The organism is Phenylobacterium sp. (genome assembly GCF_031425575.1).
Taxonomy (GTDB): domain Bacteria; phylum Pseudomonadota; class Alphaproteobacteria; order Caulobacterales; family Caulobacteraceae; genus Phenylobacterium.
In genome coordinates this window covers 23,545-37,822 of the sequence record NZ_JANPJP010000360.1, presented here as the reverse complement: position 1 = coordinate 37,822, position 14,278 = coordinate 23,545, and the positions used below count along the sequence as shown (strand labels likewise).

The 14,278-nt window shown below is 68.0% G+C and carries 14 protein-coding genes and 1 pseudogene; 10 read left to right on the top strand and 5 right to left on the bottom strand.

Features of this window, described 5'->3' with window-relative positions:
• The 5 genes and pseudogenes from accA to RMO97_RS20360 form a co-directional block, all read left to right on the top strand.
• Nucleotides 1–707, top strand: a pseudogene (gene accA / locus RMO97_RS20380) (carboxyltransferase subunit alpha); the annotation flags it as partial.
• Entirely contained in the window at nucleotides 704–1,084 is a 381-nt protein-coding gene (locus tag RMO97_RS20375; RefSeq protein ID WP_310542834.1) for a lysozyme inhibitor LprI family protein, read from the top strand. The pseudogene accA and the gene RMO97_RS20375, both read left to right, overlap by 4 nt.
• A gap of 16 nt (nucleotides 1,085–1,100) precedes the next feature.
• Nucleotides 1,101–1,325, top strand: coding sequence for a hypothetical protein (locus tag RMO97_RS20370; RefSeq protein WP_310542833.1), 225 nt, complete (start codon nucleotides 1,101–1,103; stop codon nucleotides 1,323–1,325).
• A gap of 78 nt (nucleotides 1,326–1,403) precedes the next feature.
• Entirely contained in the window at nucleotides 1,404–2,012 is a 609-nt protein-coding gene (locus tag RMO97_RS20365) for a GNAT family N-acetyltransferase (protein ID WP_310542832.1), read from the top strand.
• Between the two features lie 20 nt (nucleotides 2,013–2,032).
• A complete protein-coding gene (locus tag RMO97_RS20360; RefSeq protein ID WP_310542835.1) occupies nucleotides 2,033–3,058 on the top strand; it encodes a nitronate monooxygenase family protein in 1,026 nt (341 codons plus the stop codon).
• A gap of 45 nt (nucleotides 3,059–3,103) precedes the next feature.
• Here RMO97_RS20360 and RMO97_RS20355 read toward each other — a convergent pair whose 3' ends face one another.
• Genes RMO97_RS20355 through RMO97_RS20345 form a run of 3 tightly spaced genes read right to left on the bottom strand, consistent with a single transcriptional unit; the run spans nucleotide 3,104 to nucleotide 5,950 of the window.
• Nucleotides 3,104–4,111, bottom strand: a complete 1,008-nt coding sequence (locus tag RMO97_RS20355) for a beta-eliminating lyase-related protein (protein ID WP_310542831.1) — start codon at nucleotides 4,109–4,111, stop codon at nucleotides 3,104–3,106.
• Between the two features lie 37 nt (nucleotides 4,112–4,148).
• Nucleotides 4,149–5,297 carry an epoxide hydrolase gene (locus tag RMO97_RS20350; protein WP_310542830.1) on the bottom strand — a complete coding sequence of 383 codons (1,149 nt, stop codon included), beginning with the start codon at nucleotides 5,295–5,297 and terminating at the stop codon, nucleotides 4,149–4,151.
• Nucleotides 5,298–5,356: 59 nt separating this feature from the next.
• Nucleotides 5,357–5,950, bottom strand: coding sequence for a TetR/AcrR family transcriptional regulator (locus RMO97_RS20345; RefSeq protein ID WP_310542829.1), 594 nt, complete (start codon nucleotides 5,948–5,950; stop codon nucleotides 5,357–5,359).
• Between the two features lie 87 nt (nucleotides 5,951–6,037).
• On the opposite strand from RMO97_RS20345, the gene RMO97_RS20340 reads away from it, so the two are divergent.
• Genes RMO97_RS20340 through RMO97_RS20320 form a run of 5 tightly spaced genes read left to right on the top strand, consistent with a single transcriptional unit; the run spans nucleotide 6,038 to nucleotide 10,353 of the window.
• Nucleotides 6,038–7,087, top strand: coding sequence for a DUF2855 family protein (locus RMO97_RS20340; RefSeq protein WP_310542828.1), 1,050 nt, complete (start codon nucleotides 6,038–6,040; stop codon nucleotides 7,085–7,087).
• 26 nt (nucleotides 7,088–7,113) lie between these two features.
• Nucleotides 7,114–8,502, top strand: a complete 1,389-nt coding sequence (locus RMO97_RS20335) for a carotenoid oxygenase family protein (protein ID WP_310542827.1) — start codon at nucleotides 7,114–7,116, stop codon at nucleotides 8,500–8,502.
• Nucleotides 8,503–8,555: 53 nt separating this feature from the next.
• Nucleotides 8,556–8,990, top strand: coding sequence for a DoxX family protein (locus RMO97_RS20330; RefSeq protein WP_310542826.1), 435 nt, complete (start codon nucleotides 8,556–8,558; stop codon nucleotides 8,988–8,990).
• Nucleotides 8,987–9,967, top strand: a complete 981-nt coding sequence (locus RMO97_RS20325) for an NADPH:quinone reductase (protein WP_310542825.1) — start codon at nucleotides 8,987–8,989, stop codon at nucleotides 9,965–9,967. The genes RMO97_RS20330 and RMO97_RS20325 overlap by 4 nt, the downstream gene beginning before the upstream one ends.
• Nucleotides 9,964–10,353 carry a nuclear transport factor 2 family protein gene (locus RMO97_RS20320; RefSeq protein ID WP_310542824.1) on the top strand — a complete coding sequence of 130 codons (390 nt, stop codon included), beginning with the start codon at nucleotides 9,964–9,966 and terminating at the stop codon, nucleotides 10,351–10,353. Before RMO97_RS20325 ends, RMO97_RS20320 begins: the two co-directional genes overlap by 4 nt.
• 272 nt (nucleotides 10,354–10,625) lie before the next feature.
• Here the strand turns inward: RMO97_RS20320 and RMO97_RS20315 are convergent, their stop codons facing one another.
• Nucleotides 10,626–11,423, bottom strand: a complete 798-nt coding sequence (locus RMO97_RS20315) for a class I SAM-dependent methyltransferase (protein WP_310542823.1) — start codon at nucleotides 11,421–11,423, stop codon at nucleotides 10,626–10,628.
• Nucleotides 11,424–14,186: a preprotein translocase subunit SecA gene (gene secA / locus RMO97_RS20310; RefSeq protein WP_310542822.1), complete on the bottom strand. Its 2,763-nt coding sequence runs from the start codon at nucleotides 14,184–14,186 to the stop codon at nucleotides 11,424–11,426.
• Between the last annotated feature and the right edge of the window lie 92 nt (nucleotides 14,187–14,278).

Sequence of the window (14,278 nt, the reverse complement as noted above, 5' to 3'; positions counted from 1 at the left end):
AGCTTCGCGGTGACCGTAAGTTCGCCGACGATTAGGCGATCATGGGCGGCCTGGGCCGCTTCCGCGGCCAGCCCGTCGTGGTGCTGGGCAACGAGAAGGGCCGCGACACCGTCACCCGCGTGAAGCACAATTTCGGCTACGCCCGGCCGGAGGGCTACCGCAAGGCCATCCGCCTGTTGGAGATGGCCGAGCGCTTCCACCTGCCGGTGATCAGCTTCGTGGACACCGCGGCGGCCTATCCTGGCGTGGGTTCCGAGGAGCGCGGCGTCGCCGAGGCCATCGCGCGCGCCACGGAGAAATCCCTGATGCTGGCCGTGCCCATGGTGGCCGTGGTCACCGGCGAGGGCGGCTCCGGCGGCGCCATCGGCACCGCCTGCGGCAACCGTGTCCTGATGCTGGAGCACGCTATCTACACCGTGATCCCGCCGGAGGGCGCCAACTCCATCCTGTGGCGCGGAGCGCGCACCGCCGAGGAGGCCGCCAAGGCGCTGAAGATCACCGCCCAGGATCTGATCGGCATGAAGATCGTCGACCGGATCATCGCCGAGCCTGCGGGAGGCGCTCACTCCGATCCCGAAGCCACCATCGCCTCGGTGGGCGACGCGGTGGAGGAGGAACTGGCGATCCTGACCAAGATGACTGCTCCGGAACTCAAGAAGCAGCGGGCCGAGCGCTTCTACGCCATCGGCCGGAGCGGCCTGCAGTGAAAGTCCTTCTGATCGCAGCCTTGCTTGCCCTCCCTGTTTCGTCCCAGGCCGCGGCCCCCAAGTCGGCTCTCGACCGCTGCCTGGACTCTCCGGCCGGGGGCAGCACCATGGGCCAGATCCAGTGCATCGGCGACGCCGTGGCGATCCAGGACGCGCGGCTGAACAAGAACTACGCCAAGGCCATGAAGGGTCTGACCCTGGAGCAGCAGGCCAGTCTGCGCGCCGCCCAGCGCGCCTGGATCGCCTTCAAGCAGGCGGACTGCCAGTCCCTGCAGGACGACGCCTGGGGCACGATGTCCCGGGTGACCGCCAACATGTGCGTGCTGGACCGCACCACCGAACGCGCCGACGAACTGGCCAACTATCCCGACCGCTGACCGTGTGGGGGTGATCATGACCCCCTTTCGCGACTACGCCGGACCTTCGGACCTGCGCGCCATGCAGGGCCTGACCCAGCGCGTCTGGTCGGAGCGCAGCCCCTTCCATATCGGCAACCTGGCCTGGGAACGGTTCGAGCATGTCGGGCGCGATCCCGAATGGCCGACGCGGCTTTGGCTGGAGGGCGACATGGTCCGCGCCTGGGGTTGGATCCAGGACGGCGGTCATCTCTATTTCTAGATCCACCCGGCGCGCGCCGACCTGTTTGACGATGTCTTCGCCTGGTTCGAGGCCACGGCGGCCGGCGACCTAACGACGGTGGCTCTCGACAATGACCCGGATGGCTTGGCCAGGCTGGCCGGCCGCGGCTATCGCGCGCTCGGCGATGAGCACCCCTTCGCCCTGCGCATGTCCCGGCCCCTCGACGACCTGCCGCCAGTGGTCCTGCCGGGCGGCTTCCATGCGCTTTCGATGGCGCAGGTCGGGGATCCCGAGCGGCGGGCGTTGGCCCACCGCAACGCCTGGAGCCGGATCGCCGGGCGCGAGCTCGAGCCGCCTGGACGCTCCCGCGTCACCGGCGAGAGTTACCGCCAGGTGATGGCGGCCTTTCCCTACCGCCCCGACCTCGACTGGGTGATTGAGGCGTCCGACGGCCGGCTGGCCGCCAACGCCTGCCTCTGGCTGGACGAGGTCCATGGCGCGGGCCTTTTCGAGCCGGTGGGCACGGACGCCGACTTCCGCCGCCTTGGCCTCGGGCAAGCCGTCTGCCTGGCTGCGCTTCACGCGCTGAGGGCCGCCGGGGCCCGCATCGCCCTGGTGGGGCCGCGCGGCGACAACGGCTATCCCGCCCCCCGCGCGCTCTATGCGGGCCTCGGCTTTACCGCCTATGCCAGGGACATCGTCCACGCGCGCAAACGGCTTGCTTGACCCGGCGTCGCCGGTTTCAACTGTCTCAAACATCTGTTTGGGAGGACGTCATGGCCCTGAAGACCCGTTTCACCGAGCTCGTCGGGATTGAACATCCGATCGTCCAGGGCGGCATGCAGTGGGTCGGCCGCGCCGAGCTGGTGGCGGCCGTGGCCAACGCCGGCGGCCTGGGCTTCATCACTGCGCTCACCCAGCCGACCCCGGACAAGCTGCGCGAGGAGATCGAGCTCTGCCGGTCGCTCACCAAGAAGCCCTTCGGCGTGAACCTGACCATCCTGCCCGCGATCAACCCGCCGCCCTATGCCGAGTACCGCCAGGCGATCATCGATTCAGGCGTGAAGATCGTCGAGACCGCCGGCAACAAGCCGCAGGAACACGTCGATGAGTTCAAGAAACACGGCATCATCGTGGTCCATAAGTGCACCAGCGTGCGCCATGGCCTGTCGGCCGAGCGCATGGGCGTGGACGCCATCTCCATCGACGGGTTCGAGTGCGCCGGTCACCCGGGCGAGGACGACGTTCCCGGCCTGATCCTGATCCCGGCCGCGGCCGACAAGATCAAGATTCCGATGATCGCCTCGGGCGGCTTTGGCGACGCGCGCGGTCTGGTGGCGGCCCTGGCCCTTGGCGCCGAGGGCGTCAACATGGGCACCCGCTTCATGGCCACCAAGGAAAGCCCGATCCACCAGGCCATCAAGGAACAGATCGTCGCCAACGACGAGCGCTCCACTGACCTGATCTTCCGCACCATGCACAACACCAGCCGGGTGGCTCGCAACGCGGTCAGCCAGCAGGTGGTGGCGCTGGAGAAACAGGGCGCCAAGTTCGAGGACGTCCGCGAACTGGTGGCCGGCGCCCGCGGCCGGAACGTCTATGAGGTCGGCGACAACGACGCCGGCATCTGGTCGGCGGGCCAGATCCAGGGCCTGATCCACGACATCCCATCCTGCGAAGAACTGATCAGCCGGATGGTGCGTGAGGCTGAGGAATTGATCACCGGGCGCCTGGCGCGGTTCGTCAGCGGCAAGCAGATGGCCGGCGCCTGACAACCGCCCCAGACGCCGACCGGTGGCGGACGCCCAGGGGCGTGGTTAGCGGATAGAGGCCAAGACCTCGCCCAATTCGTCGACGGACTCCGGCGTCGTGGCCCACGAGCACATGAAGCGCACCGAGCCGTCGATGAACCGATAGACGAACCAGCCGGCGGCATGAAGCCGCTCCAAGGTGGGTTCGTCCATGGTCACGAAGACCGCGTTGGCCTCCGCCGGGTGGGCGATGGGGAAGGGCATGAGCGCCGCGAGCCGCTTGGCCATCGCGTTGGCGTGGGCGGCGTGACGTACGAAGGCGCCGTCGGCGAGCATCCCAATGAAGGGCGCGGCGTAGAAGCGCCCCTTGGACGGCAGCTGCCCCGACTGTTTCAGCCGCGCGTCGAAACGGTGGGCCAGGGCGGGGTCGAAGATCACCACCGCCTCCGACGGCGTCATGCCCGATTTGGTCCCCCCCACCACGAGGATGTCCACGCCCAGGGTTCTGATGGCCTTGAGGTTGAAGCCGGCCGCCGCCGCATTGGCCAGCCGCGCCCCATCGAAAAGGACGCGGTAGCCCTTGGCCTTCACCGGATCGATCAGGGCCTTCAGTTCGGCCGCCGAATAGACCGTGCCGTACTCCGTGGCGTTGGTGACCGACAGGGCGGCCGGCGCCTGCCAGTGAGGTTGGTCGGGCGCGCCCAGGGGCCTCGCAAGTCCGGTCGGGTCGATGCGACCCGACGCGCCGGGCAGGGTGATCATCCCCAGGCCGTGGCCGAAGAAGCCGGGCGCGCCCGTCTCGTCGGTGGCGATGTGGGAATGCTCGTGGCAGAGGACGCCCTCGAAGGGCTGGCAGAGGGTGGCCAGCGATATGGCGTTGGCGGCCGTACCTGAGGCGACGAACCGCACCGTGGCGTCGGCGTCCAGCAGGGCGCGGACCGCGTCGGCCCCCGCCTTTGTGATGTGGTCGGAGCCGTAGCCGGAGGTGACGCCGGTATTGGCCGCCACCAGGGCGTTCATCGCCTCGGGCGTGGCGGGGGCGGTGTTGTCGGATGCGAAGTCGTATCGGGCCATCCGCCGAATAGAACCGATCGCCAGCCGTTGAAAAGAGCTAGACGCCCTTTCCCCAGTCCCGCACGTCGGCGACGAACAGGTCGGGCTCCTCCATGGCTGCGAAGTGTCCGCCGCGGGGCATCTCGGTCCAGCGGGTGATGTTGTAGGCGCGGTCAGCCCAGCTGCGGGGCGGGGCGGTGTAGAGCGGTTCGCCGGGGAAGTTGGCGAAGGCCGTCGGGGTCTCGCAGCGCTCGCCTTCCTTGAAGGCGATCCCGCCTTCCTCCAGCAGGCCGCGATAATACCAGGCGCCGGTCGCGAAGCTTCCCGTCATCACATAGATCATGATGTTGGTGAGCAGGCGGTCCTTGGGGTGGACCACGTCCAGCGGCTTCTCCCGCAGGTCGGACCAATCGTGGAAGCGCTCGGCGATCCAGGCGGCCTGGCCCACCGGATTGCCGGCCCCCATCCAGGCCAGGGACTGGGGCTTGGAGGCCTGCAGACGGAAATAGGCGCCCATGACGTCCATCATGGCGCCCTGCCGGGTAAGCCAGGCGATCTCGTCGGGGGTCTTGGGACCGCCGAAGGGGCGGAAGGCCATCATGTTGAGGTGGATGGCGCGCACGGTCTGGCCGTGGTCGTGACCCAGCCACGAGGTCACCATGGCCCCCCAGTCGCCGCCCTGGGCGATGTAGCTGGGATAGCCCAACACCTGCGTCATCAGGGTGTTGAACAGCCGCGCGGTGGTCCTCTGGCCGATCGGCTTGGCAGGCTTGGACGAGAAACCGAAGCCCGGCAGGGACGGGACCACTAGGTCGAAGGCGTCCTTCGAATCGCCGCCGAACCGCGAGGGGAAAGCCAGCTTCTCGATGGCGCCCCAGAACTCGTAGTGCGACCCTGGCCAGCCATGGGTGATCAGCAGGGGCCGCTTGCCACCGGCCTCGCCGATGACGTGCAGGAAGTGCAGGTCGTAGTCCTCGACCCGTGCGGTGAACTGCGGGAAGCGGTTGAGCTCGGCCATGGCCGAGCGCCAGTCGTAGCGCTCGGTCCAGTGCTCGCAGAGGCTTTTCAGATAGGCCGCGTCACAGCCATAGGCCCAGCCGTCGGCGACCTCGGGGATCGGCGGCCAGGGATAGGCGCGCACCTGGTCCAGCACGGCCTGGACGTCGGCCTCACGCCAAGTGACTTCGAAGGGTTGGATATTGGCCACGCGCGTTTCCCCATACTGTTGCGGGGAACCTCGGCCAGTGACGCAGGGGCGGTCAAGCCTTACGGACGCAGGCCTCGCGCGAGGGCGCCGTTCAGGTGACGGTGCAGCTCCCGCGCCGCGCCGGGTGGGATCTTTCCCGCCAGCTCCAGTCCCACCGCGCCGTGGGCGGCGGCCCAGAACATCTTTCCGATCTCCTCGGGATCGCCCTGCAGCACGCCCTCGGCCACCAGGGTCTTCACGTACTGGGTCTGGGTCTCGTGGGCGCGATGGCCGGCCGCCACCAGGTCGGGATAGTTTTCGGCATGGGGCTGATCCAGGTCGAACATCAGCTTGTAGGTCTGCGGATGTTCGAAGGCGAAGTTCAGATAGGCCTCGCCCACCGCCGCCCCCTTGGCCCGTGCGCCCTGCGTCTTGGCGTAGGCGTCCTCAAGCGCCTGGGCGAAACGGTTGAAGCCGTTGGTCCGCACCGCCGCCAGGATGTCCTCCTTGTCGGCGAAGTAGCGGTAGGGGGTCATGGGGCTGACTCCCAGTTCGGAGGCCAGCTGGCGCATGGTGACCGCGTCGGGGCCGCGCTCGGCGAACAGCTTCTCGGCCGCCTCGCACAGGCGCTCACGGAAGTCGGCGACATCGGTTTCGGACAGGACGCGGGGCATACCGGAAACTCTAGCAAACAAACTGCTTGCAAGGCGTTACCTCTTACGCGATAAATTTACAACGTAAGAAACAAAACGGGGGAGACGATGGCCGCTTGGGATCTGTTGGTGGACCGCAAGGACCTGCGCAAGGCGCAGATTGTCCAGGCGCAGGCGCCGCCCCTGGCGGAGGGCGAGGTCCGCCTGGAGGTGGAGCGCTTCTCCTTCACCGCCAACAACGTCACCTACGGCCTGATGGGCGACGCCTTCGGCTACTGGAAGTTCTTCCCGGCGCCAGACGGCCTGGGCCGCATCCCGGTCTGGGGTTTCGCCACGGTGACGGAGTCCAAGGTCGCCGATGCGCCGGTGGGCCTGCGCCTGTTCGGCTACCTGCCGATGTCCACCAGCTTCGTCATGCAACTGACCAGGGCCCGCAGCGGGTTCGTCGACCGCGCGCCGCACCGGGCCGAGCTGCCACCCACCTACAACGCCTACAACGAAGCGCCGGCCGATCCCCTGGACGACCACCGCGCCCTGCTGCGACCCCTGCTGATGACCAGCTTCCTGCTGGACGATTTCCTGGGGGAGGACGAAGACCTTGCCTCGCTGGTGCTCTCCAGCGCGTCCAGCAAGACCGCGCTTGGCCTGGCCTGGTTCGCCAAGGCCCGCGGCCGCGAGGTGATCGGCCTGAGTTCCCCCGCCAACGCCAAGCTGATCGAGGGCCTGGGCCTCTACGACAAGGTCCTGACCTATGACGAGGTCGCGGCCCTGAAGACCCAAGGCCCCGCCGCCTTCGTGGACTTCGCGGGCGACCGCCAAACCACCGCCAAGGTCCACGCCGCCCTCGGCGGAAGCCTGACCCGTTCGATCATCGTCGGCGCCACCCACTGGGAAGCCGGTGGCGGCGGCCAGGTGGAGATCGCCGGACCCACGCCCGCCCTGTTCTTCGCGCCGGACCAGATCCGCAAGCGCATGGCCGACTGGGGCCCCGGCGAGGTCGAGACCCGCTTCGACGCAGCCCTGCGCGCCTTTGTCGCCGACAGCCCCTGGCTGAACCTGGTCGGACATCAGGGCCAGCAGGGCCTGACCGAGGCCTATCACATGGTCCTGGAAGGTCGCGTCCGACCCCAGGACGGCCACATCGTCACGCCGGCCTGAGCCGGTCACTTCGAGGGAGACACGCCATGGACGGCGAGGTTCGCATCAATCCCTATCTCGGCGGCAACTTCGCCCCCGTGCGGTCCGAGGACGACTTCGATCTGCCGGTCACCGGTGAGATCCCGGCCGGCCTGCGCGGCACCCTCTACCGCACCGGCCCGAACCCGCAGTTCCAGCCCAAGGACCCCAACTATCACTGGTTCACCGGCGACGGCATGCTCCACGCCTTCCGGGTGGAGGACGGCAAGGTCAGCTACCGCAACCGCTATGTCCGCACGCCCAAGTGGGAGCTGGAGCACGAGCACGGCCGCTCGCTGTTCGGCGGCTTCAACCCGATGCTCACCGACCCGGTCGCGGCCGGCAAGGACAGCGGCGTGGCCAACACCAACATCCTCTGGCACGCCGGCCACCTGTTGGCCCTGGAAGAGGGCCACATGCCCTTCGAGGTCGCGCCCGGAACCATGGATCCCAAGGGCTATGCCGAGCAGTACAAGGGCCGCGTCACCGCCCACCCGAAGATCGATCCCAAGACCGGCGAGATGGTCTGGTTCGGCTATGGCGTCGGCGACATGCCGCTGTCGGCCGGCATGAGCTACGGGGTCACCGACGCGAACGGCGTGGTCACCCGCCGCTCGGATTTCCAGGCGCCCTATTCGGCGATGATCCACGACTTCCTGGTCACCGAGAACTACGTCCTGTTCCCGGTCCTGCCGCTGACCGGCAGTCTCGAGCGGGCCATGAAGGGCCTACCGGCCTATGCCTGGGAGCCGGAAAAGGCCGGCTATGTGGGCGTCATGCGTCGCGACGCCGACGTCTCCACCATCCGCTGGTTCAACGTGCCCGCCTGCTACGTCTTCCATCCGATGAACGCCCATGAGGCGGACGGCAAGATCATCGCCGAGGTGGCCCGCTACGACGCCGCCCCGCTGTTCCCCATGGCCGATGGATCGGCCGGACTGCGCACCGCCGCGCGCCTGACCCGCTGGACCTTCGATCTGGCGGTCAACAGCGACGCCATCAAGGAAGAGGCCATCGACGATCTCGACTGCGAGTTCCCGCGCTTCGACGAGCGGCTGGCGGGCGGCGCTTATCGCCACGGCTTCTATGCCGGCGACACCAGCAATTCGAAGTCGGTGAAGCTGAACGCCATCGCCCACCTGGACCTCGCCACCGGCAAGCGCCAGGTCCACGCCTTCACCGGCGGCGACCTGACGTCGGAGCCGGTCTTCACGCCGCGTTCGGCCGACGCAGCCGAGGGCGACGGCTGGCTGACCGCGGTGGTCTACAGGGCCGCAGAGGACCGCAGCGACTTCGTGGTGTTCGACGCCCTCGACGTCGCCAAGGGCCCCATCGGCATGGCCCACATGCCGCGCCGCGTACCCTTCGGCTTCCACGGGAACTGGGTGGCTGACTGACTTAGAGCGGCCGAGGGCTTGCCCCTCGGCCGGGTCACCGCGATGGTCGCGCCATGAACATATTGGCGCGACCCGATCCTCGACCGCGTCCCCGCCTGCGTGCCGCCCTGCGCTGGGGGCTGGCGATCACCTACGTCGCTTTCGGGATCGTCCACCTGCGCAGCGCGCCCGGCTTCCTGTCGATCATGCCGTCCTGGGTCCCGTACTCGATGGAGGTGGTGCTGTTCACCGGGGTCTGTGAGATCCTGGGTGGCGTGGGCCTGCTGATCCCCCGCCTGCGATGGATTTCCGGCGTCATGCTGGCGCTCTACGCCATCTGCGTCTATCCGGCCAACCTGCATCACGCCTTCGGCCAAGCGGACGTGGGCGGCCTGCCGTCGAGCTGGTGGTATCACGGGCCGCGCCTGGCCTTTCAGCCGGTCTTCGTCTGGTGGGCCCTGTTCGCCGGGGGCGTGATCGACTGGCCATTCCGGAGGAAGCCCGCATGAAAGCCATCTGGTACGACGCCACCGGTCCGGCCCGCGAGGTGCTGCAATACGGCGACCGTCCGACCCCGGAGCCCGGCCACGGCCAGGCCCTGATCCGGGTGAAGGCCTCGGGCGTAAATCCCTCCGACGCCGGCATGCGCGCGGGCCCGGCCGCCATGGCCTATCCCCGCATCACCCCCAACAGCGACGGGGCTGGGATCGTCGAGGCCGTGGGTCCCGGCGTGGCGGCGGCCTGGGTCGGCAAGCGGGTCTGGTTCTACAACGGCCAGCGCAACGGCCGCGCCTTCGGGTCCGCCGCCGAGTACATCGAACTCGACACCGACCTCTTGATGGAGCTGCCCGACGGTGTGTCGTTCGCGCAGGGCGCGACCCTGGGCATTCCCTGCATGACCGCCCATCGCAGCCTGTTCGTCGCGGGGCCCGTCCAGGGCCGCACAGTGCTGGTCACCGGCGGCGCCGGCGCCGTCGGCCACTACGCCGTCCAGCTTGCCAAGTGGGCAGGCGCCACGGTGATCGCCACAGTGAGCTCGGAGGAGAAGGCCGAGCGCGCGCGGGCCGGCGGCGCTGACCATGTCATCGACTACCGCCAGGAGAAGGTCGCCCGGCGGGTCCGCGAACTGACTGACGGTGAGGGCGTCCACCACGTCGTCGACGTCGACTTCGGCGGCAATATCGCCACGACGCTGCAAGTGGTCAGGGTCAACGGCTCGGTGGCCTTCTACGCCACCAAGGGGGCCCGCGAGCCGGTGGTCCCGGCCGGCGCCTTGATGGGCCTGAACCTCGGCGTCCACGGGGTCTACCTGCCCATCACGCCGCCCGAGGCCCGCAAGCGCGCCCAGCAGGACATCACCCGCTGGATCGCGACCGGCGAGCGCATCCTCTCGGTCGCCGGCCGCTTCCCGCTGGAGGATTGCGCCGGCGCCCATGAGCTTGTCGAGGCCGGCGCCAAGGTGGGCACGGTGGTCGTCGAGCCGTGACGCCGGCCGAGACCGCCATCCGCGCCCGGCGTAAACTGACCAACAAGCTGATCGCCGCCCACGAGGCGCCCCGCCTGCGGCCCTTCCTCGCGCCCGACATCAACCTGATCGCCGGCGACGGAAGCTTGATGGTGGGGATCGAGTCGGTGCTGGCCGCCTTCGAAAGCCAGTTCCGCGATCCCAGCTTCGTCACCTATCTGCGCACCACCGAGGCCGTCCGTCCCGACCAGGACGAGGCGCGTGCGGCGGAGACCGGGACCTGGGTCGCCACCTGGCATGGATCGCCGACCCTGACCGGGACCTATCTGGCGGTCTGGCGAAAGGTCACCGGCCAGTGGGTGATCGAGTCCGAGCTCTATGTGACGCTCACCGAAACCTCGGACTGAGGCCCATGCAGTCCTGCAGAGCGGGTCTGCGAAACTGACCCCTCCCGCAACGGCCAAGCTCATCCCATATACGGGCTGTCGCCGCTCCCCCGGCGATGCTTTCTGCTCTTGGAGATACCCGTGAAAATCCTGTGGCCGCTGCTCACGCTGGGCGTGACGATCAGCATGGCGATGTCGACCTGGTCAGGTCACGCCTTCAGTTAAGCCTCTGACCGGCATGCCGCCGCGAGGCCCGTCTGTCGGCGCCGTCCAAAGCCCAGCGCGCTGGAAGATCAGCTCAGCAGGCGGCGGATGGTCTCGCGGACACCCTTCCACGGTGGCGCCATGCCGTCGGGCACGACCTGGGAGCTGAAGCCTTTGCGGGAGACCAGCACCTCGATGTACTCGGCCCGAACCCCGTGGGCCATGTCGTCCAGGGTCCAGATGGTGGTGGAGAGGCCGCTGGCCTTGTCCAGGTAGTCGGCGACGTCATAGCCCCAGTCCACGGTCACCAGCGACCCCTGCGGGTCGATGGGATTGGCGTGATAGACCGGCTCCAGCAGATGCTCCACCAGGCCCTCGCGGTTTCGCCGCGCGCGCCGGACCGAGGCCTTGGCCTTGTTGACGATGGGCACCGTGCAGATGTGGAAACCGCCGGGCTTCAGCGTGCGGGCCACCTCGGCGATCGCGCGGTTGGGCGCGAACAGATGCTCGAAGACATCCTGGGTCACCACAATGTCGAAGCTAGCGTCTGGGAAGGTCTGATTCTCCAGGTCCTCGCAGCGCCAGCCCCATTGCGGATGAGCGGTCCCCAGCGGCACGTCGGGGCCATAGTGGCTGGAACGGTAGCCTGGCGCCTCGGCGGCGAGCCGGCGGCTGGCCGCGGTGCCGGGTGAACTCTCGTGGATATCCAGCAGGCGCCAGTCAGGGCGCAGCTCGGCCAGGATCTTCATCAGGGCCCGCTCGCGGGGCGCGCTGCCGCAACCACCGCACAGGAAGTGATCCCGCAGCCACTCGTCCCGGGCGGTGAAGGTCACCGCCTGCTCGCAGACCGGGCAGACGCCTTGGACCTCGAGCAGGTAATCGCTCACCTAGACCAGGGTCCCGTGGCAGTGCTTGAACTTCTTGCCCGAGCCACAAGGGCAGGCCGAGTTGCGGCCGGTCTGCTGCCAGCCGTCGGGCAGGGCCGCGACGGGCAAGGCCTCGCGCTGCGCCACCGACAGGCCTTCGGGCAGGGCGCCCATCTCGGCCGCGTTCTCGCCGGTCAGCGGGTCCATGTGGACCTCGGTGTAGTTGCTCAGCGGCGCGGGCTCTTCCGGCTCGGCGTAGCTGAACTCCACCGTCATCAGCCAGCGCGTCACGTTCTGGCGAAGGTCCACCAGCAGCTTCTCAAACAGCGAGAAGGCCTCGGTCTTGTACTCGTTCAGCGGGTCGCGCTGGGCGTAGCCGCGCAGGCCGATGACGTTGCGCAGGTGGTCCAGGTGCATGAGGTGCTCGCGCCACTGCAGATCGACCATCTGCAGCAGGAAGCTCTTCTCGATATTGCGCATCTGGTCGGGGCCAACGGCGGCCTCCCGCTCCACGGCGCGCGCGTCGGCGGCCTGCTGGAGGCGCTCCTGGATCTCCTCGTTGGCGATGCCGTCCTCGGCCGCCCACTGGGCGATCGGCAGGTCCATGCCCAGCATGCTCACGACATGCTCGTGGAGGCCCACGACATCCCACTGCTCAGCATAGGCCTTGGGTGGCAGATGCCGGGTCACCAGGTCCTCGATGGTGTCCTGGCGCATCTCCGTGATCACCTCGGAGAGATCGACGGCGTCCATGAATTCGGCGCGCTGCTCGAACACCGCCTTGCGCTGGTCGTTCACGACGTCGTCGTACTTCAGCAGGTTCTTGCGGATCTCGTAGTTGCGCTGCTCGACGCGCTTCTGGGCTGTGGCGATGGCGCCGTTCAGCCACTTGTGTGTGATCGCCTCGCCTTCCTGGACGCCGAAGGTGCGCATGATCCCGTCGAGGCGCTCGCCGGCGAAGATGCGCAGCAGGTCGTCCTCGCAGGACAGGAAGAACTTCGAATGGCCGGGGTCGCCCTGACGGCCGGTCCGGCCACGCAGCTGGTTGTCGATCCGGCGGCTCTCGTGGCGCTCCGTGCCCAGGACGAACAGGCCGCCGGCGGCCAGGGCCTGGACCTTCAGGTCGGCGATCTCGCTCTCGATCTCGGCCTTCCGCTTGATGGCCATCTCGGGCGTGACCTCGATGCCCAGGCCCAGCTGCTCGTCACGCCACTTCAGCACCCGCATATCGACGTTGCCGCCCAGCTGGATGTCGGTGCCGCGGCCGGCCATGTTGGTGGCGATGGTCACCGCGCCGGGGATGCCGGCGTCGGCCACGATCAGGGCTTCCTGCTCGTGATAGCGGGCGTTCAGCACGTTGTGTGGGACGCCCTTGACGGTCTTGCCCTTGGCGTCGGTGAAGCTGTGCTCCTTCAGCAGGGCCGACAGGGTCTCCGACTTCTCGATGGAGACCGTGCCCACCAGGATCGGCTGGCCGCGCAGGTGGCAGTCCTCGATCTGCTTGAGGATGGCCAGGTTCTTCTCGGCCTCGGTGCGATAGACCTCGTCGTCGTCGTCGATCCGCGCCACCGGGCGGTTGGTGGGAATCTCCATGACGTCCATCTTGTAGATGTCGCCAAACTCCTGGGCCTCGGTGGTCGCGGTGCCGGTCATGCCCGACAGCTTCCCGTAGAGGCGGAAGTAGTTCTGGATGGTGACCGAGGCCAGGGTCTGGTTCTCGGGCTGGACGTGGGCGCCTTCCTTGGCCTCGATGGCCTGGTGCAGGCCCTCCGACAGGCGGCGGCCCTGCATCATGCGGCCGGTGAACTCGTCGATCAGGATCACTTCGCCGGAGCGGACGATGTAGTCCTTCTCGCGGGTGTAGAGCACGTTGGCCCGCAGGGCCTGGTTCACGTGGTGGACGATCGAGACGTTGGCGGCGTCATATAGGCCCGCCGAGTCCTCGGCCAGGTGACCGCCGGACATCAGGATGTCCTCGATCTTCTCGGCGCCGTCCTCGGTGAGGATGACCTGCTTCTGCTTTTCGTCGTGATCGAAGGTGGTGAGATCCTTGATCAGCTCTTTCACTAGCAGGTCGATGGTCTTGTAGAGCTCGCTGCGGTCCTCGGTGGGGCCCGAGATGATCAGAGGCGTGCGGGCCTCGTCGATCAGGATGGAGTCCACCTCGTCGACGATGACGAAGTGGTGGCCGCGCTGGACCATCTCGCTGGCGTCATAGACCAGGTTGTCGCGCAGGTAGTCGAAGCCGAACTCGTTGTTCGTGCCGTAGGTGATGTCGGCGTTATAGGCCGCCTGGCGCTGGCCCTGGGACAGGCCGTGCACAATGTTGCCGCTGGTCAGACCCAGGAAGCTGTAGACCTGACCCATCCAGTCGCCGTGCAGCTGGGCGAGGTAGTCGTTGACGGTGATGACGTGGACGCCCTTGCCCAGCAGGGCGTTCAGATAGACCGGCGCGGTGGCCACCAGGGTCTTGCCCTCGCCCGTCCGCATCTCGGCGATGCCGCCCTGGTGCAGGACCATGCCCCCCACAAGCTGCACGTCGAAATGGCGTTGGCCAAGCACCCGCCGAGCGGCTTCGCGCACCACGGCGAAGGCCTCCTCCAGCAGCTGATCCAGGGTTTGCCCCTTGGCGAGGCGCTCCTTGAACTCCGCAGTCTTGGCGCGCAGCGCCTCGTCCGACAGGGCCTGCATCTGGGGTTCGAGCGCGTTGATCTTCGCGACGCGGGCCGTCATGGCCTTGACCTTGCGGTCGTTGGAAGAGCCGAAGAACCGTTGGAAGAGCATGCGAGGGGGACGTCCGGATGATGCGGGGCGGCGGCGGCGGCCACACGAGACCCTTCGCCTGCCCGGAAATTCCGCTCTTTTCAGGGCGCGCG

What these genes read in the sequence shown, in the direction of transcription:
- RMO97_RS20370 (WP_310542833.1), top strand. Translation starts at nt 1,101, where the DNA reads ATGACCCCCTTTCGCGACTACGCCGGACCTTCGGACCTGCGCGCCATG.
- RMO97_RS20355 (WP_310542831.1), bottom strand. Translation starts at nt 4,111, where the DNA reads ATGGCCCGATACGACTTCGCATCCGACAACACCGCCCCCGCCACGCCC.
- RMO97_RS20345 (WP_310542829.1), bottom strand. Translation starts at nt 5,950, where the DNA reads ATGCCCCGCGTCCTGTCCGAAACCGATGTCGCCGACTTCCGTGAGCGC.
- RMO97_RS20340 (WP_310542828.1), top strand. Translation starts at nt 6,038, where the DNA reads ATGGCCGCTTGGGATCTGTTGGTGGACCGCAAGGACCTGCGCAAGGCG.
- RMO97_RS20335 (WP_310542827.1), top strand. Translation starts at nt 7,114, where the DNA reads ATGGACGGCGAGGTTCGCATCAATCCCTATCTCGGCGGCAACTTCGCC.
- RMO97_RS20330 (WP_310542826.1), top strand. Translation starts at nt 8,556, where the DNA reads ATGAACATATTGGCGCGACCCGATCCTCGACCGCGTCCCCGCCTGCGT.
- RMO97_RS20325 (WP_310542825.1), top strand. Translation starts at nt 8,987, where the DNA reads ATGAAAGCCATCTGGTACGACGCCACCGGTCCGGCCCGCGAGGTGCTG.
- secA (WP_310542822.1), bottom strand. Translation starts at nt 14,186, where the DNA reads ATGCTCTTCCAACGGTTCTTCGGCTCTTCCAACGACCGCAAGGTCAAG.